The organism is Posidoniimonas corsicana (genome assembly GCF_007859765.1).
Lineage (GTDB): Bacteria > Planctomycetota > Planctomycetia > Pirellulales > Lacipirellulaceae > Posidoniimonas > Posidoniimonas corsicana.
In genome coordinates this window covers 4,124,168-4,143,169 of sequence record NZ_SIHJ01000001.1, presented here as the reverse complement: position 1 = coordinate 4,143,169, position 19,002 = coordinate 4,124,168, and the positions used below count along the sequence as shown (strand labels likewise).

The window sequence follows — 19,002 nt, the reverse complement described above, 5'->3', positions numbered from 1 at the left end:
AATCTGAGGTTGCGGCGTCCAGAATCGCGGGTCGCGTAGAGTCCTCGCGGTTGGAACGCCTGGTCCGGTTGGTCTGGCTGCGATGCCCGGCTGATAGAGCGGACCCGCCCGCTTTGCCAATGGACGGCTGCGCCAGCTCCAAGCACGATTGATAGGGTAGGACCCTCTCCCTTCTCCTCTCGCTGCCGACCAGCTTTGCATGCCTTCGCTAGCCGCCACGACCTGGACGCTCCCAAGTTCTGCTGATGACCGGTTCCATGGCCGGTTGCCGACCAAGGGCTTCCTGTCCTACCCTCCGCCTCCGCCGGAGCCAGTGACGCTGGCAGAGGCCGGCGTATCGGCCGACGAAGTCGAGGGCCTGGTTCTCAAAACGCTGCTGCACCTGGGCCCCACGGTCGGATCGGGCGTGGCGGCCGAGGTCTGCCTGTCCCGCTCGATCGTCGACGCGACGCTGGACCAACTCCGTGACGGCTTGCAGGTGGCGATCAAGGGCACGGCCGGGCTAAACGACTTTGTGTATCACCTGACTGAGGCGGGGCACAGCAACGCGCAACGGCGGGTGGAGCGTGCCCGCTACACCGGCCCCGCTCCGGCGCCGCTGGCCGCCTACGAGGCCGCTATCCGCAAGCAGTCTCTTCGGCGGGCGCGGCTCTCGGTCCCCGACTTGGGGAAGGCGCTGTCGGACCTGACGCTGCGGCATGAGTTCCTCGGCCAGGTCGCGCAGGCCATCCACGATGGGCGCGGCATGTTCCTCTACGGCCCGCCTGGCAACGGGAAGACGACGATTGCCGAGCGGGTGGTCGATGCGTTCGGGCAGCATATCTGGATCCCTAAGATGGTCAGCGTTGGCGGGGACCTGGTCCGGCTCTACGACCCAAGCTGCCACGAGGCGTTCAACCCGCCTGGGCTCGACGCCCAACGCTACGACCGGCGGTGGGTATTGATCCGCCGTCCGACGGTCGTGGCGGGGGGCGAGCTCGCGCTCGACCAACTGGACGCGAGTTTTCAAGCCGCGTTGGGAGTCAGTGAGGCGCCTATCCAATTGAAGGCCAACGGCGGCGCGCTGCTGGTCGACGACTTCGGCCGGCAGCGGGTGAGCAGCGAGGAGATCCTTAATCGGCTGATTGTTCCGCTGGAAAAAGGCGTTGACCACTTGAGTCTCGCCAGCGGGCGCAGGATTCAGACGCCATTCGAACAGCTTTTCATCTTGTCGACCAATCTCGCCCCGCGAGAACTCGTCGACGAGGCGTTTCTCCGCCGTATCCCGTACAAGATCGAGGTGCAGGGGCCGACCCAGGATCAATTCCGGTCGCTGGTCCGGAGGTTGGCGGAGGGGATGAGGTACGAGGTCTCGGCCGAGTCGATCGACTACCTGTTGCGGGAGCACTACGCCCAGAGCGAGCGGGCACTCCGCTTCTGTCACCCACGCGACCTGCTCCGGCAGGCCTGCAACTACTGCGAGGTGCACGAACTTCCAAAGGTCGTCACCCGCGACGTGTGGGACGTTGCCGTGCGAAACTACTTTGTCGGGCTGTGAGCCATCGCCTGCGCGGCGATGTCGACGCCCACCAGATCGCTCCAAGCGGCAAGGAATCGTTCGAACTGCGGCCCCGGCTCACCGGTTCCAACCGCCTGGCCGTCGCACCGCACGACCGGCAGCAAACAGACCGAGGTGCTGGAGAGCCACGCCTCGTCGGCGGAGAGAAACTCTTCGACGGTCATGTCTCGCTCGGTGAACGGCACGCCTAGCTGGTCGGCGAGTTCACGAACCACGGCGACGCTGACGCCAGGCAGGATCTTCTCGATCCGCGGCGAGACGACACCTTCTTCCTCGCGGTAGATCACCACGTTCGCAGTCGACGCCTCGCCGACGCAGCCGTCCTGATCCAGCAGCAACGCCCGCGCGCCGGGTTCGGCCGCGCGGGCCTGCTGATCGGCGAGGTAGTAGTGCATGCGGCTGCGGCACTTCAGTTCGGGCGGCCAGCAGCTGGCTGGCGTCTGGCGGTGATCGCTGACGCGAAGGCTTACGCCCGTCTGGTACTGATCGGCCCACTGGGCGAAGGGGAGGGGGAAGCCGTGCACGCACCGCGTCGGCACACCGCCTACACCCGGGGTAGCGAACACCACGATTGCCCAGTCGTCGCCGGCGGTCCGCAGCGAAGCGATTCGCGCGGCGTACTCGGTTACGACGCTATCCAGTTCGGTGGCGATTTCATCGGCGGGCAGCCCCACGATCTCCAGCGACCGCCGCAACCGCTGGATGTGCTCGGGCTGCCGAAACGGCAGGGGCCCGAACGTCCGCAGCCGCTCGGTGACGGTTACCCCCATGGCGAACCCAGCGTCGGCCACCGGCACGCTGAGCTGGGCGTCGTCGATCCAATCGCCGTTGAGGTAGGCCGGGGGCATAGGTCGTTGTGTAAGGAGCAAAACTATTCAGCGGGCAACATTAAAGATAGCCTGAGACCTGTCCGCTGTCCCCGCCCCTGGTTCCGCTGGTATGCCTTCACCCGCGTTCGCTGGATTCCCGCTCGGCCTGCTCCACTTCTTGGAGGAGTTGTCGCGTAACAACAACAAACCGTGGTTCGACAAGAACAAGGACCGCTACGAGCGGGAGGTCCGCGGGCCGGCGCTGGCGTATATCGACGCCATGCAAAAGCCGCTGGCACGGTTCTCGCCACACTTCTTGGCCGTGCCGAAGAAGGTGGGCGGTTCGCTAATGCGGATCCACCGCGACGTGCGGTTCGCCAAGGACAAGTCGCCCTACAAGACAAACGTTGGCATCCATTTCCGGCACAATGCGGGCCGCGACGTGCACGCGCCGGGGATCTACTTGCACATCGAGCCCGAGGAGGCGTTTCTTGGTGTGGGGATCTGGCGCCCGGAAACCGCCGCCCTCGCCGGCATCCGCGAGGCGGTCAACGCCGACCCGAAAGCCTGGAAACGCGTCACCGGCGGCAACGCGTTCCGCGACCGGTTTGAGCTGCGGGGCGACTCCCTCAAACGCCCTCCGCGTGGCTACGACGCCGACCACCCGTTGATCGAGGACCTCAAGCGGAAAGACCACCTGGCGGTCTGCCCGATCGACCACGACGTGCTGCTGCAGACCGACGTTGTGAAGGTCACGTCCGACCTAATCAGGAAAACCAAGGCCTACCTCGCGTTCCTTTGCGACGCTGTCGGGGTTGGGTTTTGAAGTCGGGTTTGGTCTCACCCCTGGCGGTGTGAGCGGACCAGGTAGCAATCGAAAAACACTTCCAATCCATCCCGTCAGGGGTGGGACAGATCCATGAAGCTGTTCATTCCCGCACTTACTCTCTACGCGATAGCCTGCTGCGCAGCCGCTGAACTCCACGCTGATGTTCCTGAAGGCATGCGGCTGGTTTGGTCAGACGAGTTCGATGCCGACGGGCGCCCCGATCCAGAAAAGTGGGGCTACGAACGCGGATTCGTCCGCAACCGCGAGCTGCAGTGGTACCAACCGGAGAACGCATTCTGCGAAGACGGCATGCTGGTCATCGAGGGGCGGCGTGAGCGGAAGGACCTGAGCGACGAGCCGCGGCGGCTCCGCCGGCGCGAACGCCAGCGGCCCTTCGCCGAGTACACGGCCGCGAGCGTCACCACCCGTGGCAAGTTCGAATGGCGGCACGGGCTCTTGGAGGTGCGGGCAAAGGTCATCGCCGCCGACGGCCTATGGCCCGCCATCTGGACGCTGGGCGTCAAGAACGGCTGGCCGGCCAACGGCGAGGTGGACGTGATGGAGTACTACCGGGGCGACATCCTGGCCAACGCCGCGTGGCGGGGCGAAAACGGCCGCACCGCGTGGGACTCGTCCCACACGCCCGTGAGAGATCTTGGCAAGGACTGGGACGCGGAGTTCCACGTCTGGCGGATGGACTGGGACGCCGACCGGATCGTGCTGAGCGTTGACGACCGGGTGCTCAACACGATCGAAACCACGAAGGCCGACGGCACAACCCAGCCCCACCCGTTCCAACAGCCGCACTACCTGTTGCTGAACTTGGCGATCGGCGGGACCAACGGCGGGGACCCGTCGAAAACGCAGTTTCCCAGCCGCTACCTGATCGACTACGTGCGGGTGTATCAGCGGTCGGAGTAGAGCAGTTCCTCCTGACCTGGGCGGCGCCCTGTCTGGTCAGGCTTCCGCAGCGCCAGCAGCGCCACGAAGTCGTATCCCGCGTGGGCGACGATCGCCGGGAGCAGCTCGCCGGTGGCCTCGGTCACCACGCCTAGGTACAGCCCGCACAGCGTCGCGACGACAAAGTACGCGACGCTCATCGGGTGGACCATGCCGAACAGGATCGCGGCGCCGGCCACCCCCGCCCAAGTCCCCAGCCACAAGCCGAGCGCGGGCTGCAGGGCGCCGCGGAACAGGATCTCTTCGCCCAGGCCGGCCGACAGGGCCACCGTGGCGACCGTGGGCCAGCGGGCGTCGCCAAGCAGGCTGCGGACCATCCAGCGGGCCTGGCGGCGGAGTCGGGCGATAGGACGCCAGACGCACCGCTGCAGCCGCCAGAACATGGCCAGCAGCGGCAGCGTGGCCGCGGCGCCCCACCCGAGTGAGGCACCCAGCGACCCGTTGGCCGGCAGCACCTGGGGGGGCGGCATCCCGAGCACCCAGCAGAGCCCAAGCCCCAAGACGGCCAGCCCGCCCTCCGCCGCGAGGGCGATGGCCAGCGTGGCGGGGTCCTCCAGCGTGTATCGCATGGGAGCGTTGGGCATAGCGGGCGGCGGGCGGTTACGGGAGGGTCCACCCGTTGACGATAGCTTAGCCGGGCGACTAAATTACCCGTTCATTTTCAGCGGAATAAAGTGACTACTCCAGGTCGCTTTCAGACCTTCAGCGTTCGTTCTCAACGGGGCAATCCCCTGACGGGGCGAGGATCCGGCGGGCGGGGTGCGCCCGAGAACGTCTAAACGACAGCAGATTCAAGGATTTTTTCAGCATGGCTAAGAAGAAGCGGCCCAGCTCCTCGAAGATGGTTTACTACTTCGGCAAGACCCGCACCGACGGCGACACGTCGATGAAGGAGCTGCTGGGCGGCAAGGGCGCCAACCTGGCCGACATGACCAGCATCGGCCTGCCCGTGCCAGCTGGCTTCACCATCACCACCGACTGCTGCGACCAGTACTCCAAGGCGAAGGGCAAGATGCCCAAGGGCCTGATGGACGAGGTCGGCAAGGTCGTGAAGACCCTTGAGAAAGAGACCGGCAAGAAGTTCGGCGACGACAAGGACCCGCTGCTGGTGTCGGTCCGCTCCGGCGCCGCGGTCAGCATGCCGGGCATGATGAACACCATCCTCAACCTGGGCCTGAACGACGTGTCGGTCGTCGGCCTGGCGAACAAGACCGGCAACGAGCGTTTCGCTTACGACGCCTACCGCCGCCTGATCAACATGTACGGCGACGTCGTGATGGAGGTCGGCCACGAGTACTTCGAGGAGGCCTTCGACAAGATCAAGAAGAAGTACGGCGTGTCGCTCGACACTGACGTCCCGACCCAGGGCCTGGTCGAGTTGGTTGACGCCTATAAGAAGGTCTACAAGAAGCACACGAAGCAGGACTTCCCGCAGGACCCCATGCACCAGCTCGAGCTGGCGATCGAGGCGGTCTTCAAGAGCTGGGACTCGGACAAGGCGATCTCGTACCGCCGCATCGAGGGCATCACCGGCCTGAAGGGCACGGCCGTCAACGTGCAGAGCATGGTGTTCGGCAACATGGGCGACGACTCGGGCACCGGCGTGGCCTTCACCCGCAACCCGTCGACCGGCGAGAACAAGTTCTACGGCGAGTTCCTGGTGAACGCTCAGGGCGAGGACGTGGTGGCCGGCATCCGCACGCCGCAGCCGGTAAAGGACATGCCTAAGTGGAAGGCGCCCAACGACAAGACCATCGGCAAGAAGGTGCACGCCGAGCTGATGGCGATCAAGGAGAAGCTCGAGAAGCACTACAAAGACGTGCAGGACATCGAGTTCACCATCGAGCAGGGCAAGCTGTACATGCTGCAGACCCGCAACGGCAAGCGCACCGGCCCGGCCGCCGTGCGGATTGCCTGCGAGATGGTCAAGGAGAAGCTGATCGACGAGAAGACCGCGCTTAAGCGGATCCCGGCGGGCGACCTCACGCAGCTGTTGCTGCCGTCGTTCGATCCGGCTGGCAAGAAGAAGGCCTCGCCGCTTTGCGTGGGCCTGCCCGCGTCGCCAGGCGCGGCGTTCGGCAAGCTGGCCTTCACCGCCGAAGAGGCGGTCGAGCGTTCGCACGCCGGCGAGCAGGTGCTGCTGGTGCGCAAGGAGACCTCGCCCGAAGACGTTGACGGCATGCACTCGGCCGCCGGCATCCTGACCAGCACCGGCGGCATGACCAGCCACGCGGCGGTGGTCGCCCGCGGCTGGGGCAAGTGCTGCGTGGCCGGCGCCGGGGCCATCGAGATCGATGAGAAGGGCCGCAAGATCAAGGTCGGCGGCAAGACCTACTCGCACAAGGACGTGCTCTCGATCGACGGCTCGACCGGCGAGGTGTACGCCGGCCAGATGCCGACCGTGGAACCCAAGCTCGGTGGCGACTTCGCCACCGTGATGAAGTGGGCCGACAAGCACCGCCGGCTCGGCATCCGCACCAACGCGGACAGCCCGGCCGACAGCAAGCGGGCCCGCGAGTTCGGCGCCGAGGGCATCGGCCTGTGCCGCACGGAGCACATGTTCTTCGAGGGCGACCGCATCCTCGCAATGCGTGAGATGATCCTGGCAGACAACCTCGAGGACCGCGAGAAGGCGCTCAAGAAGCTGCTGCCGTACCAGCGGAAGGACTTCGAGGGCATCTTCAAGGCGATGAACGGCCTGCCGGTCACGGTCCGCCTGCTGGACCCGCCGCTGCACGAGTTCCTGCCGCACGACAAGAAGGGCCAGGCGGACGTGGCCCGGTCGCTGGCGATCAAGCCGGCCGAGGTCGAGCGTCGGGTCGCGCAGCTGCACGAGGCCAACCCGATGCTGGGCCACCGTGGCTGCCGCCTGTCGATCACCTACCCGGAGATCCTCACCATGCAGGTGACCGCCATTACCGAGGCGGCCATCAACTGCAAGAAGAAGAAGGTCGACGCCCGCGCCGAGGTGATGATCCCGCTGGTGGGCACGGTGCAGGAGCTGGCGATCCTGCGGGCCCTGGCCGCCGAGACCATCGAGAATGTGCTCGCCGCGAAGAAGTACAGCGGCAAGCTGGACATCCTGATCGGAACCATGATCGAGATCCCCCGCGCCGCGCTGACCGCCGACGAGGTGGCCACCGAGGCCGACTTCTTCAGCTTCGGCACCAACGACCTCACCCAGATGACGTTCGGCTACAGCCGAGACGACGTCAACACCTTCCTGCCCGACTACATCGGCCAGGAGGTGCTGGAGAAGGACCCGTTCCAGTCGCTCGACACCTCGGGCGTGGGCCAGCTGGTGGCCATGGCCGTGGAGAAGGGCCGCCAAACCAACGGCAAGATCAAGCTAGGCATCTGCGGCGAACACGGCGGGGACCCGGCCTCGATCAACTTCTGCCACAAGGTCGGGCTGGACTACGTGTCCTGCAGCCCGTTCCGCGTGCCGATCGCCCGTTTGGCCGCCGCCCAGGCGGCTCTGGCCGAGTAGCGCGGCCGACGTTGGCCTTGCCGCTGCCCGCGTGAAAACTGACAATGCCGTGGCCCCTCGATTGGAGGGGCCACGGCTTTCTTTTTGCGCTCCGGCTGTCTAGTGTGGGCTGGCTCACAACCGGCTGCTGCCCGCCCCGCAACAATAACCTGCCCTCCACCCCTCCCCGCCAGGACCCGTCATGACGCCCGCCCGATTGTTTGTTCCCGTGCTGATCGCGCTGCTCGGCGCCCCCTGCCTGGGTCAGGACCTCATCGCGAAGGTGAACGGTCGGCTCAACGGCCAACCCGACCCCGTGGACCTGCTGCGGAAGTCGGCGGCCGCGTTCGAGGCGGCGCCGCAGTCGACCTTCAGCATCGTCAACTCGATCGACATCGTCGCCGGCGAGCGTGAGGACACCCAGCAGCAGGTCTTCTCGATCAAGACCGCCAAGGGCGACAAGTACCAGTTCGAACTCGTGAAGCCGGCCAACGAGTTCTGGGTCCGCTCCGACGGCAAGCGGACCATGACCTACGTGCTGCCCTACGACCAGTACTCGGTGGAGGACACGGCCGGCGGCATCGGCGAGTTCGCCTCCTCGCCGCTGGCGGGCCAGCTCGGCAACGGGTTCGGCCCGTTGCTGTTGAGCCTGCTCGACCCCGAGACCACCGACGTGGTGATCGAGGACATCACCGGCGCCGAGTACCTCGGCGAGGAGCAGGAAGGCGAGCAGACGCTCCACCACGCCCGCTACGTGGCCGGCGGCATGACCTGGGACGCGTGGTTCTTGACCGGCGACTCCCCACGGCTGGTCCGCGTCAAACCTGACCTGGAGGAGGTGTCGAAGAAGGCGCCGCAGGCGAAGCAGTTCGACAACTTCTCTTTCCAGATGAAGTTCGAGATCAAGAACTACGACCCGAAGCCCGGCCTTCCCGCAGACGCGTTCGCGATGAAGGCGCCCGAGGGCGCCTGGGAAGTCGAGTACGCGCTGATGGCGCCCACGCCCCCCAACGAGCTGCTCGGCAAGAAGGCCCCGCTGTTTGACGCCCTCGACACCGCCGGTCAGCCGATCGACCTGGGCGCGTTGGTCGGCAAGAAGGTGATTATCTTCGATTTCTGGGCCACCTGGTGCGGGCCCTGCGTGCAGGCGATGCCCATCATCGACAAGGTGGCCGACGAGTACGCCGCCAAGGGCGTGGTGCTGTACGCCGTGAACCAGGGAGAGGAGGCCGCGGCGGTCACCAACTTCCTGGCGTCCAAGGAGTTTGACGTCAACGTCGCGATGGACGTCGACGGTCAGGCCGGCGCGCGGTACGCCATCGAGGGCCTGCCCACAACGGTGATCATCGGCTTGGACGGCCGGGTGCAGGTGGTTCATGTTGGCCTCGCGCCGAGCCTGGAAGAGACCCTCCGCGAGGACCTCGATTTGCTGCTCGCCGGCAAGAACCTGGCCGCCGAGAAGATCGACGAGTGGAGCAAGCGCTTCCCCGATCAGCCGGTGGGCGGCAAGCGTGCCGCCGCGGCGGCCGAGTAGCGTGGGCGCCGCGCCGGACGATGTCGAGCAGCGGGTCGGTGAGATCTACCGCGACGAGTCCCGTCGCGTCTTCGCCACGCTCGTCCGCCTGATCGGCGACTTTGACCTGGCCGAGGACGCGTTGCACGAGGCGTTCGCCGCGGCGCTCACCCAGTGGGCCGCCGACGGCGTGCCCGCCAACCCCCGCGCCTGGCTGGTGTCGACCGCCCGCTTCAAGGCGATCGACGCCATCCGCCGCCAGTCCCGGTTCGACGCGTCCGTGGGCGACCTGGGCGAACGGGTTCATCAGCCCGCCCCCCGTCCCGAGGAGCTCGACGAGGCCCGCTTCCGCGACGACCACCTGCGGCTGATCTTCACCTGCTGCCACCCCGCCCTGCCGCCCGAGACGCAGGTCGCGCTCACCCTCCGCGAAGTGTGCGGCATGACCACCGACGAGGTGGCCAGTGCGTTCCTTACCAAGAACGCGACCATCGCGCAGCGGATTGTCCGCGGCAAGGCGAAGATCCGCGAAGCGGAGATTCCATTCGAGGCGCCGGGCGTCCGCGAACTGCCAGACCGGCTCGACTCCGTGTTGTCGGTGGTCTACCTGGTGTTCAACGAAGGCTACAGCGCCTCGGCCGGCGAGGCCGCGCTGCGTCCCGACCTCACCATCGAGGCGATCCGGCTGGGCCGAATCCTGCTGGACCTGCTGCCGGACCCCGAGGTGATGGGGCTGGTGGCGCTGATGCTGCTGCACGAATCCCGCCGCGATGCCCGCACCAGCCCGGCGGGCGACCTTGTGCTGCTGGAGGACCAGGACCGCACCCGCTGGGACGCGGCGCTCATCGACGAGGGGCGGCGGCTGGTCGCCCGGGCGCTCGCGTCGGGCCCCGTCGGCGCGTACACGCTGCAGGCGGCCATCTCCGCCACGCACGCCGAGGCGCCCGCCGCCGGCCAGACCGACTGGTCGCGCATCGTCGACTACTACGACCTCCTGCTGCGGGCCCAACCCTCGCCGGTGGTCGAGCTCAACCGAGCGGTGGCCGTGGCGATGCGGGACGGGTACGAAGCAGGCCTGGAGCTGATCGACGCCATCCTCTCCCGTGGCGACCTGGTCGACTACCACCTGGCCCACGCCGCCCGAGCCGACCTGTGCCGCCGGCTAGGCCGCGGCGACGACGCCCGCCAGGCCTACCAGCGGGCCCTGGCCCTCACCCAGCAGGCACCCGAGCGGCGGTTCCTCGAGAGCCGCCTGGCCGAGATCGGCTAGCTCGAGGCTCAGCTGTGAGCGACTCCCCCTATTAGAGGGCCTCAGGTGGCCGGTTTCTACTGAAATCGGGTTGATTGACGCTCTAGTTGGAACGCTGTCGACGGTACTAGTCGAGATTCTTTCGAATTCTTTCCGGGCGCCTGTCGAGCATCGCGCCGGGCGTTCGACTACCTGGTAGAACCACGAGGCGGCGGAGCAACGTCGCCATCCTTTTCCCCATCTGGAGCAAGTCATGCGAGTTATCGTACCGGTCCACGTGTTGTTGATTCTTTCGGCCGTCTGGACCAGCGCTCATGCGCAAGAAACGCCCCCTATGCCGGAGATGCCGAAGCCCACCAAGCAGCACGAGTGGCTGCAGCAGAAGCTGGCCGGAGAGTGGGAAACGACTGTCACGATCCACATGCCCGGCCAGCCCGCGATGACCAGCCGCGGCACGGCCGCCACCAGGCCGCTCGGAAAATTCTGGATCCAGTCCGAGCACCGCGGCGAGATGATGGGCGCCCCGTACGTAGGGCTGCAAACGCTCGGATTCAACGCGGAGAAACAGCAGTTCGTCGGGACTTGGATCGATTCGATGTCCGACTACCAGTGGGACTACCGGGGCCAACTGAACGACAAACGCAACCAGCTTACCCTCCTGTGCGAGGGCCCCTGCCCGATGAAGCCCGGCGGGCTGAGCAAGTTTAAAGAGGTCCTCGAGGTGCAGGACGACGATCATCTGACTTTCACCTCCTCGGTGCAGCAGGACGACGGTTCCTGGCAGAAGGGCATGGAAATCAAGTACGCCCGCAAGCGTTAAGCAACCATCCAGTATCCAACGGAGCGAACCATGTCCAACAGCAACCCCGAACAGTTCAACGGCGTCATCCCCCACCTGGTCTGCAGCTCGGCGCCCGACGCGATCGAGTTCTACAAGCAGGCGTTCGGCGCCGAGGAGCAGATGCGCCTGCCGGAACCGGGCGGCGAGCGGCTGATGCACGCCTGCATCCGGATCGGTGAGCAGTTCGTGTTCCTCGCCGACGAGTTCCCTGAGTACTGCGACGGCGCGCAGCGCAACCCGGCGGCGTTGGGCGGCACGCCGGTCACGCTGCACCGCCATGTCGACGACTGCGACGCCGCGTTCCAGCAGGCGGTCGACGCCGGCGCTACCCCCCGCATGCCGCCCGCCGACATGTTCTGGGGCGACCGCTACGCGGTGGTCGTCGACCCGTTCGGCCACTGCTGGTCGTTCGCCACCCACATCAAGGACCTCACGCCCGAAGAGGTGAACGAGGCCATGAAAGAGGCCATCCAGCAGGCGCCCCAGTCCTAGCGCCACTGCCCTCGCTCCACCCGCAAAGGAACCAGCACGATGAAGTTTGTCTGCCTCGGCTATTACGACGAGTCGAAGTTCGCCGCGATGAGCGAGGTGGAGATGAAAGCCGGCATGGAGGAGTGCTTCGCCTACGACGACGAGCTGCGTCGGGGCGGGCACTTCCTCGGCGGCGAGGCCCTGCAGGGCGGCGAAGCGGGCGTTGTGCTCCGCCACCAGAACGGCAAGGCCGCCGTCACCGACGGCCCCTACTCCGAGACCAAGGAGCACCTCGGCGGCATCCTGCTGCTCGAGGCCCGCGACCTCAACCACGCCATCGCGCTGATGTCCAAGCACCCGGGCGTGCGGTTCGGGCCGTTCGAGGTCCGGCCCGCGGACGAGACCATCAACGCCCTGATCGCCCAGCGCGACCAGGCGGCAGGGGTGGGGGAGTAGCCGGATGAAGTACCTGCTGCTGATGTACAACCGCGAGGACGCGTTCACCGCCGAGGAGCTGCCGGGCGAGATGGAGAACGCTCTGCAGATCTGCCGCGAGCTGCACGCCGAGTCGAAGTACGTGGCCGCGTCGCCCCTGGAGCCGGTCGCCACGGCCGTCAGCGTACTCGTTCGCGACGGCCAGGCGACCTGCCGCGACGGGCCGTTCGCCGAGACCAAGGAGCAGCTCGGCGGATACGTGCTGGTGGACGTCGACACGCTGGACGAGGCCGTGGCCATCGCCAGCCGGTTCCCTTCCGCACAGAGCGGCACGGTCGAGGTCCGCCGGCTCGAGGAAGCCCCCGCCAGGTAGGACGCGGCGTAGCCGTTCATAGCATTCAATCCCAGGAGAGGTTCGATGAAGGTAATGGTGTTGGTCAAAGCGACCGAGTCGTCCGAGGCGGGGCAGCTCCCCAGCGAGGAGCTGCTGACCGCGATGGGAAAGTTCAATGAGGAGCTCGTCGCGGCCGGCGTCATGCTGGCGGGCGAGGGCCTGAAGCCCAGCTCCCAGGGGCTGCGGGTCAGGTTCAGCGGCGCCGACCGCGCCGTGATCGACGGCCCCTTCGCCGAGACCAAGGAGCTGGTCGCCGGCTACTGGCTGTGGGAGGTCGACTCGCTGGACGACGCCGTCGCTTGGGTCAAACGCTGCCCCAACCCGATGCCGGAAGACTCCGAGATCGAGATCCGGCCGCTCTACACAATCGAGGACTTTGCCGACGCCGCGCCGGAGGGCCTGGCCGAACGCGAAGAACAGATGCGCCTCGAGCTGAATGCCAAGCAGAGCTAACCCCTTCCGGCACGCCACGATGAAAGCATGCTGCAAGCAAAAGCAACGAGGCGTCCTGCCCAGGGTGGTTGGCGCCGCGGGCGGGCTGGCGCCACTCGCCGGGTTCCTGCTCCTGCCAAAGTGCCCCCTCTGCCTGGCTGGATGGATCATGGTGCTGGCGGGGGTGAGTGTTTCGGCCCGCCTTGCCGCGACGCTCTACTACGCAATCGGCGCCGCCCTCCTGCTGCCCGCCGCTGTCGTCGCCCTGGAGACGTGGCGGGCTCTGACCCGCCGCCCTTGCAGCGGTGGACAACCCACGGCGCCTGTCGCCGATCACGAATAGGAACCCCCCAATGACCGCCATATCGCACCCGCCCGTCGTCAACCACAATGAGTGGCTTGCACGGCGAAAAGACCTGCTCGCGGCTGAGAAAGAACTCACCCGGCAGTACGACCGCATCACTGCGATGCGCCGCCGGCTGCCTATGGAGCGGGTCCAAAAGGCCTACCGGTTCACCGGGCCCAATGGCGAGCTCGGCCTGCCCGATCTGTTCGAGGGCCGGCGGCAGTTGATCGTGTATCACTTCATGTATGACCCAGACTGGGATCGCGGCTGCAGCGGCTGCACCGACTTTGTCAACGCACTGGGGAACCTGTCGATGCTGGCGGAACGCGACACCACGCTGCTGCTCGTTTCGCGGGCGCCGTACGAGAAGCTGGCCGCGTACAAGGAAGACCAAGGCTGGACGCTGCCGTGGTGCTCGTCGCACGACAGCGATTTCAACTACGACTACCACGTCACGCTGGACCGCGGGGTTGTTCCGCTACAGCACAACTACCGTGACGAGCAGGAGGTGATCGCGCGGAGCAACGGCGAGCCGTGGTTCGCCAACGGCGAGACACACGGCCTGAGCGTCTTCTTCTCGGTCGGTGGCGAGCCCTACCACACCTACTCCACGTACGCACGGGGCGTGGAGCGGCTGACCGACGCCTACAGCCTGCTCGACCAAACCCCGTACGGCCGGCAGGAAGACTTTGAAGAATCGCCCCCGGGCTGGCCGCAGCGGCCAACCTACGGCGGTTAGTGATGCCGCCGACGTCAGGAACCAACAGGAGACCCCCATGCCGATCAAAGGCCCACGCGTTGTGCCATGCTTGATGTTCGAGGATCAGGCCGAGCAGGCGGCCGAGTTCTACGTGTCCGTCTTCCCCAACTCCAAAATCAACGCCATCTCGCGGTACGGCGAGGCCGGGCGAGAGATCCACGGCAAGACCCCCGGCACGGCGCTCACGGTCGCGTTCGTGCTGGACGGCGTTTCGTTCACTGCGCTGAACGGCCCCCGCGCCGAGTTCAGCGAGGCGCTCTCGCTGCAGGTCGTGTGTGAAACGCAGTACGAGGTCGACCACTACTGGCAAAAGTTGGCCCAAGGCGGCAGCAACCTGCAGTGCGGCTGGCTCAAGGACCGCTACGGGGTGTCGTGGCAGATCGTCCCCGACTGCGTCGAGCAACTGATCGCCGACCCGGCTAGTAGCGAGAAGGTAATCAGCGCAATCATGCAGATGGAGAAAATCGACATCGCTGCGCTCCAGCAAGCCGCCAAGTAACCCGATGCACATCCGCGAAGGAACCCCGCAATGAAGTACATGTTGCTGGTTTACGGCGCCGAGGAGGCGTGGACCGAACAGGAACGATCGGAATGCATGGCCGAGTCGGCCAAGCTCTGCGACAACCTCGCCGCCAAGGGGCAGTACCTCATGGCCAGCCCGCTGCACCCGGTCGCGACCGCAGTCAGCGTCCGCGTGCGGGACGGCGAGCGGCGCGTGACCGACGGCCCCTTCGCCGAGACCACCGAGCAGCTCGGCGGCTTCTACGTGATCGACGTCCCCACGCTCGACGACGCGCTCGCCTTCGCCGCCAGCATCCCGCCGGCCAAGAAGGGCACGGTCGAGGTGCGCCCGGTGTTCGAGCTGGAGGGGCTGCCCGGGTAGGCGGTGCGGGTCGGTTGTTCGCCGCCGCTGCAGCGGGGCGGTATACTGGGCGGGCGTTGGCTTGTCTTCCCGGTCCGGGACCCGCGTATGCTCCGCTCCGCCCCTGCTGTTGTGTTGTTGCTTGCCGCCGCGGTGGTCTGCCGCGGCGATGAATTCGTGCTTTCCGACTTCGATGGCGCGGGGTTCTCCTACACCTACGGCGGCTTCGAGCAGCAGTCCGATGCCGGCAGCGTCCGGTTGTATGACCCGGCGGACGGCTGGGGCGCCGGCGTGGTGAACCAGACGCTCGACCTCTCGGGCTTCGCCGACGGGCGGCTGGTGGTCGACTTCACACCGAACGCCGCCCATGGGACCGACTTCTTCCTGGTTCAATTGAACGACGCGTCCGGCTTGTCCGGGCGGTGGAACTTCAACGCCAGCGGCTACACGCCGGGCGAACCGGTGCGGCTGACTTCGCTCAACACGCTGGCCGAGCCCGACGCCGTGTACGACGGCAGCGGCTTCGTCGACACGCCGCCGGACCTGTCGCAGATCACCAACTGGGCCGTCGAGGGGCAGTGGGCCTCGCCCGAGCCGTTCGACCTCACCTTCGACAACCTGCTGGTCAGCACCGACGCCCCGCCGCCCCCGCCGTACGAGGGCCACGCGCCCGACGCGCCCTGGCGGGCCGAGGCCGCCGCGCGGATCGACGCCGTCCGCAAGGCCGACCTCACCGTCCGCGTGACCGACGCCAGCGGCGCGGAGGTCGCCGGGGCCGGCGTGCGGGTGCGGCAGCAGTCGCACGCGTTCGGCTTCGGCTCCGCCGTGCAGGCGGTCCGCCTCCGCGACAACAACCCGGTGCACGACGACTACAAGGACAAGGTGGCCGAGCTGTTCAACATCGCGACCATCGAAAACAACCTCAAGTGGCCTCCCTGGGAAGGCGAGTGGGGGAGCAACTTCACCCGCGCGGGCGCCGCGCAGACGCTCGACTGGCTTGAGTCGCACGGCATCGCGGCCCGCGGGCACGTGCTGGTCTGGCCGGGCGAGTCTAACCTGCCGGCGGACGTTCGCTCGCTGCTGGCCGGCGCGCCGCTCAACACGGCCGAGCAGCAGCAGCTGCGCGACCGGGTGGCCGGCCACATCGCCGACCTGGCCGGCGAGTTCTCCGGACGCATCGGCTGGTGGGACGTCGTGAACGAGCCCCGCGCCAACCACGACATCATGGACAACCTGCCCGAGGGCGACGCCGCCATGGCCGAATGGTTCCAGCTGGCCGCCGCCGCCGCGCCCGACGCCAGGCTCTACCTCAACGAGTACGGCATCCTCACCTCGGGCGGCGGGGTCGACACGTCTAACCAGCGGCTGCTCGAGGACCAGCTCGAAGCCCTCATCGACGCCGGCGCGCCGGTCGACGGCGTCGGCCTGCAGGGGCACTTCTCCGACGCCAGCCTCACCGGCCCCGAGCGCCTGTGGCAGATCGTCGACCGCTACGCCGACTTGGGCCTCGACGTGCAGGTCACCGAGTTCGACTACAACACCACCGACGAGCAGCTCCAGGCCGAGTACCTCCGCGACTTCATGACCGCGATGTTCGCCCACGAGGGCGTGTCGGACGTGGTGATGTGGGGCTTCTGGGAGGACGCCCACTTCGCGCCCGACGCCGCCCTGTTCCGCAGCGACTGGAGCATCAAGCCCAACGGCCAGGCGTTCATCGACCTGGTGTTCGGCGAGTGGTGGACCGACGAGTCGCTCGCCACTAACGACCAAGGCGAGGCTTCCCTGCGGGCGTTTAAGGGCCAGCAGCTGGTGACCGTTACCTGGGCGGGCGCCGAGCACGTGGCCCAAGTGCAGCTCGCCGAGGACGGCACGGTAGAGTCACTTACGCTCCCGTTCCTGCTGGGCGACTACAACGCCGATGGCTCGGTCGACGCGGCCGACTACACCGTGTGGCGCGACGCCCTGGGCAACTCGGTCGCCGCCCCCGGCCAGGGCGCCGACGGCAACGGCGACGGCCAGGTAACCCAGGCGGACTACCAGGTCTGGCGGATGAACTACGGCGCCCGGCTGCCCGCCGCCGGCGTTGGGGCGGTCCCCGAACCAGCCGCGTGGCTGCTCGCGCCGGCGGCCTGGGCCGCGTTGGCGATCCGCCGCCGCCGCCGGTAGCCGTTTCCGCCTGCCTACGCCAAGATCCCGGCCGCCCGGGCGAAGGACTCTCTTCCGCTACACTGAGGCCGCCCCGCCCCGGAACGCAAACATGGCCCAGCCGCTGCCAGACCGCCCCGCCCGCCGCCACGACCTCGACGCGCTCCGCGCGGTCGCGATGCTGCTGGGCATCGTGCTGCACGTGATCCTCTCGTTCGCGCCGCAGACCGCCGCCGCGTGGCCGGTGACCGACGTCTCGGCCAACGGCGTGTACGACCTGCTAATGGCGGCGATCCACGGGTTCCGCATGCCGCTGTTCTTCCTCCTCAGCGGGTTCTTCACCGCCATGCTGTGGCGGAGCCGCGGCCTGAAGGCGCTGCTCACGCACCGCGCGCGGCGGATCGGCCTGCCGCTGTTCGTTGGGATGTTCACCATCGTCCCCGCCACCTGGGCCGCGTTCATCTTCGTCGCAATCGCGGGAGAACTGGCCGCTAAGCCCGACGACTCGTCCGCCCCGCCCACGCAGGCCGAGCAGTTCTGGGAAGCCGTCAACGGGGGCCAGCTCGAACCGGTGCGTGCGTACGTGGACTCGGGCGCCGACCTCAACCTCCGCCACCCCGGGAGCGGCGCCACGCCGCTCGGCTCGGCGATCGCCCTCGGGCACGACGAGCTGGTCGCGTACCTGCTGGAGAGCGGCGCCGACCCAGACTTTGGCAGCCGCGACCAGGACACCCCGCTGCACGTCGCGGCCTTCTTTGGACGGGACGAGTGCTGCCGGCTGCTGCTCGCCCACGACGCCAACCCCACGGCGACCAACCGCCTGGGCTCGACGCCGCTCGACAACGCCCGGGTCGATTGGGTCACCACCAGGTTCTTCTCCGAGCTGATCGGCATCGAGGTCAGCCGCACGCAGGTCGAGGAGGGCCGCGCGGCGCTGATCCCGATGCTCGAGCAGGCCGCCGGCGCCGACGGCGCGCCGCCCCCGCCCGCCAGCAACGCGCTGATCAGCGGCCTGTACTTCATGCTGGTCTACTTCCCGGTGTTCCACCACCTGTGGTTCTTGTGGTACCTGTGCTGGCTGATCCCGGCGTTCGCGGTCTACGCGTGGCTGGCCGACCGGTTCGCGTGGCGCGGCCCGCCGGCCGCGGCGCTGCTGTCGCCGCTGCGGTGGCTGTGGCTCGTGCCCGCGACCCTCGTGCCGCAGTGGATGATGGGCGAGCTCGAAACCCTCTACGGCCCCGACACGTCCACCGGCCTGATCCCGGCGCCGCACATCCTGCTGTACTACGCGCTGTTCTTCTTCGTCGGCGCCTGGTACTACGACGCGCACGACGGCGCCGGCCGCCTGACCCGCGGCTGGCGGTGGACGCTGCCGGTCGCGCTGCTGGTGGTGTTCCCGCTCGGGTACGAGGTCACGCTCGGCCCGTGGGGCCTCCGCGACGCGTGGCTCGACCCCGCGTGGTTCCACCCGCTCGCTTCGCTGCTGCAGGTGCTGTACGTCTGGCTGATGGTGTTCGGCTCGATGGGCCTGTTCGCCGCGGTCTACAGCGATGAGAGCCGCGTCATGCGGTACCTGTCCGACTCGTCGTACTGGCTCTACCTGGCGCACCTGCCGGTGGTGATCATCGGGCAGTACCTGATCGCCGGCTGGGTGTTCCCGTCGCTCGGCAAGATCGGCCTGCTGCTGGGCGTGGTCAGCGCGCTCCTGCTGCTCAGCTACGACTGGCTGGTCCGCTACACGTGGATCGGGCGGATGCTCAACGGCCCGCGCACACGCCCCCGCCGCAGCGAGCAACCTGTAGCCGTTGACGCCGCCTAACCCACCGCGCACCCACCGCGGTTAGCCGCCGGGCTTATTCGCGCTGCTCCCCCGGCTGACGCCGAGGGCTCGTAGCGGCGCCAAACTCGTTGCGCTGTACCTGAGCTCCC

At 67.4% G+C, this 19,002-nt stretch carries 19 protein-coding genes; 17 read left to right on the top strand and 2 right to left on the bottom strand.

Going from position 1 to position 19,002, the window contains the following annotated elements; all coding sequences use genetic code 11:
- The first annotated feature begins 199 nt into the window (after positions 1–199).
- The gene (locus KOR34_RS16015) at positions 200–1,537 is read left to right on the top strand and encodes an AAA family ATPase (protein ID WP_146565695.1); all 1,338 of its coding nucleotides are present in this window, start codon (positions 200–202) and stop codon (positions 1,535–1,537) included.
- On the opposite strand, the gene KOR34_RS16010 is transcribed toward KOR34_RS16015, so the two are convergent.
- Complete coding sequence (locus tag KOR34_RS16010; protein ID WP_146565694.1) at positions 1,519–2,406, bottom strand: aminotransferase class IV; 888 nt, start codon at positions 2,404–2,406, stop codon at positions 1,519–1,521. The genes KOR34_RS16015 and KOR34_RS16010 overlap by 19 nt on opposite strands.
- A gap of 91 nt (positions 2,407–2,497) precedes the next feature.
- On the opposite strand from KOR34_RS16010, the gene KOR34_RS16005 reads away from it, so the two are divergent.
- On the top strand, positions 2,498–3,193 hold the full coding sequence (locus KOR34_RS16005) for a DUF2461 domain-containing protein (RefSeq protein ID WP_146565692.1): 696 nt from the start codon (positions 2,498–2,500) through the stop codon (positions 3,191–3,193).
- 93 nt (positions 3,194–3,286) lie between these two features.
- A complete protein-coding gene (locus tag KOR34_RS16000) occupies positions 3,287–4,117 on the top strand; it encodes a glycoside hydrolase family 16 protein (RefSeq protein ID WP_228714632.1) in 831 nt (276 codons plus the stop codon).
- Here KOR34_RS16000 and KOR34_RS15995 read toward each other — a convergent pair.
- Positions 4,102–4,740 carry a CPBP family intramembrane glutamic endopeptidase gene (locus tag KOR34_RS15995; protein ID WP_146565690.1) on the bottom strand — a complete coding sequence of 213 codons (639 nt, stop codon included), beginning with the start codon at positions 4,738–4,740 and terminating at the stop codon, positions 4,102–4,104. The genes KOR34_RS16000 and KOR34_RS15995 overlap by 16 nt on opposite strands.
- A gap of 224 nt (positions 4,741–4,964) precedes the next feature.
- Between KOR34_RS15995 and ppdK the strand changes: the two genes are divergently transcribed.
- The 14 genes from ppdK (at position 4,965) to KOR34_RS15925 (ending at position 18,892) form a co-directional block, all read left to right on the top strand.
- Positions 4,965–7,646, top strand: a complete 2,682-nt coding sequence (gene ppdK / locus KOR34_RS15990; RefSeq protein WP_146565688.1) for a pyruvate, phosphate dikinase — start codon at positions 4,965–4,967, stop codon at positions 7,644–7,646.
- 181 nt (positions 7,647–7,827) lie between these two features.
- Positions 7,828–9,159 carry a redoxin family protein gene (locus KOR34_RS15985; protein ID WP_146565687.1) on the top strand — a complete coding sequence of 444 codons (1,332 nt, stop codon included), beginning with the start codon at positions 7,828–7,830 and terminating at the stop codon, positions 9,157–9,159.
- 1 nt (position 9,160) lies between these two features.
- Positions 9,161–10,408 (top strand): RNA polymerase sigma factor, encoded by a 1,248-nt coding sequence (locus KOR34_RS15980; protein WP_197531494.1) that lies wholly within the window; start codon positions 9,161–9,163, stop codon positions 10,406–10,408.
- A gap of 232 nt (positions 10,409–10,640) precedes the next feature.
- Positions 10,641–11,207, top strand: coding sequence for a DUF1579 domain-containing protein (locus tag KOR34_RS15975; protein WP_146565683.1), 567 nt, complete (start codon positions 10,641–10,643; stop codon positions 11,205–11,207).
- Positions 11,208–11,237: 30 nt separating this feature from the next.
- Complete coding sequence (locus KOR34_RS15970; protein ID WP_146565682.1) at positions 11,238–11,720, top strand: VOC family protein; 483 nt, start codon at positions 11,238–11,240, stop codon at positions 11,718–11,720.
- Positions 11,721–11,759: 39 nt separating this feature from the next.
- Positions 11,760–12,155 carry a YciI family protein gene (locus KOR34_RS15965; RefSeq protein WP_146565680.1) on the top strand — a complete coding sequence of 132 codons (396 nt, stop codon included), beginning with the start codon at positions 11,760–11,762 and terminating at the stop codon, positions 12,153–12,155.
- Between the two features lie 4 nt (positions 12,156–12,159).
- The gene (locus KOR34_RS15960; RefSeq protein ID WP_146565679.1) at positions 12,160–12,507 is read left to right on the top strand and encodes a YciI family protein; all 348 of its coding nucleotides are present in this window, start codon (positions 12,160–12,162) and stop codon (positions 12,505–12,507) included.
- Positions 12,508–12,552: 45 nt separating this feature from the next.
- Positions 12,553–12,981, top strand: a complete 429-nt coding sequence (locus KOR34_RS15955; protein WP_146565677.1) for a YciI family protein — start codon at positions 12,553–12,555, stop codon at positions 12,979–12,981.
- A gap of 19 nt (positions 12,982–13,000) precedes the next feature.
- Positions 13,001–13,303: a hypothetical protein gene (locus KOR34_RS15950; RefSeq protein WP_146565675.1), complete on the top strand. Its 303-nt coding sequence runs from the start codon at positions 13,001–13,003 to the stop codon at positions 13,301–13,303.
- A gap of 10 nt (positions 13,304–13,313) precedes the next feature.
- On the top strand, positions 13,314–14,045 hold the full coding sequence (locus KOR34_RS15945) for a DUF899 domain-containing protein (RefSeq protein WP_146565674.1): 732 nt from the start codon (positions 13,314–13,316) through the stop codon (positions 14,043–14,045).
- Between the two features lie 37 nt (positions 14,046–14,082).
- Complete coding sequence (locus KOR34_RS15940) at positions 14,083–14,565, top strand: VOC family protein (RefSeq protein WP_146565672.1); 483 nt, start codon at positions 14,083–14,085, stop codon at positions 14,563–14,565.
- A gap of 30 nt (positions 14,566–14,595) precedes the next feature.
- The gene (locus tag KOR34_RS15935) at positions 14,596–14,949 is read left to right on the top strand and encodes a YciI family protein (protein ID WP_146565670.1); all 354 of its coding nucleotides are present in this window, start codon (positions 14,596–14,598) and stop codon (positions 14,947–14,949) included.
- An 87-nt stretch (positions 14,950–15,036) separates the two neighbouring features.
- On the top strand, positions 15,037–17,094 hold the full coding sequence (locus KOR34_RS15930; RefSeq protein ID WP_146565668.1) for an endo-1,4-beta-xylanase: 2,058 nt from the start codon (positions 15,037–15,039) through the stop codon (positions 17,092–17,094).
- Positions 17,095–17,185: 91 nt separating this feature from the next.
- A complete protein-coding gene (locus KOR34_RS15925) occupies positions 17,186–18,892 on the top strand; it encodes an acyltransferase family protein (RefSeq protein ID WP_146565666.1) in 1,707 nt (568 codons plus the stop codon).
- Positions 18,893–19,002: the final 110 nt, after the last annotated feature.

Coding starts and splice junctions, on each gene's coding strand:
- KOR34_RS16010 (WP_146565694.1), bottom strand. CDS start 2,406: ATGCCCCCGGCCTACCTCAACGGCGATTGGATCGACGACGCCCAGCTC.
- KOR34_RS15925 (WP_146565666.1), top strand. CDS start 17,186: ATGGCCCAGCCGCTGCCAGACCGCCCCGCCCGCCGCCACGACCTCGAC.
- KOR34_RS15940 (WP_146565672.1), top strand. CDS start 14,083: ATGCCGATCAAAGGCCCACGCGTTGTGCCATGCTTGATGTTCGAGGAT.
- KOR34_RS15965 (WP_146565680.1), top strand. CDS start 11,760: ATGAAGTTTGTCTGCCTCGGCTATTACGACGAGTCGAAGTTCGCCGCG.
- KOR34_RS15930 (WP_146565668.1), top strand. CDS start 15,037: ATGCTCCGCTCCGCCCCTGCTGTTGTGTTGTTGCTTGCCGCCGCGGTG.
- KOR34_RS15935 (WP_146565670.1), top strand. CDS start 14,596: ATGAAGTACATGTTGCTGGTTTACGGCGCCGAGGAGGCGTGGACCGAA.
- KOR34_RS15950 (WP_146565675.1), top strand. CDS start 13,001: ATGAAAGCATGCTGCAAGCAAAAGCAACGAGGCGTCCTGCCCAGGGTG.
- ppdK (WP_146565688.1), top strand. CDS start 4,965: ATGGCTAAGAAGAAGCGGCCCAGCTCCTCGAAGATGGTTTACTACTTC.
- KOR34_RS15960 (WP_146565679.1), top strand. CDS start 12,160: ATGAAGTACCTGCTGCTGATGTACAACCGCGAGGACGCGTTCACCGCC.
- KOR34_RS15995 (WP_146565690.1), bottom strand. CDS start 4,740: ATGCCCAACGCTCCCATGCGATACACGCTGGAGGACCCCGCCACGCTG.
- KOR34_RS15985 (WP_146565687.1), top strand. CDS start 7,828: ATGACGCCCGCCCGATTGTTTGTTCCCGTGCTGATCGCGCTGCTCGGC.
- KOR34_RS15975 (WP_146565683.1), top strand. CDS start 10,641: ATGCGAGTTATCGTACCGGTCCACGTGTTGTTGATTCTTTCGGCCGTC.
- KOR34_RS15970 (WP_146565682.1), top strand. CDS start 11,238: ATGTCCAACAGCAACCCCGAACAGTTCAACGGCGTCATCCCCCACCTG.
- KOR34_RS16005 (WP_146565692.1), top strand. CDS start 2,498: ATGCCTTCACCCGCGTTCGCTGGATTCCCGCTCGGCCTGCTCCACTTC.
- KOR34_RS16000 (WP_228714632.1), top strand. CDS start 3,287: ATGAAGCTGTTCATTCCCGCACTTACTCTCTACGCGATAGCCTGCTGC.
- KOR34_RS15955 (WP_146565677.1), top strand. CDS start 12,553: ATGAAGGTAATGGTGTTGGTCAAAGCGACCGAGTCGTCCGAGGCGGGG.
- KOR34_RS16015 (WP_146565695.1), top strand. CDS start 200: ATGCCTTCGCTAGCCGCCACGACCTGGACGCTCCCAAGTTCTGCTGAT.
- KOR34_RS15945 (WP_146565674.1), top strand. CDS start 13,314: ATGACCGCCATATCGCACCCGCCCGTCGTCAACCACAATGAGTGGCTT.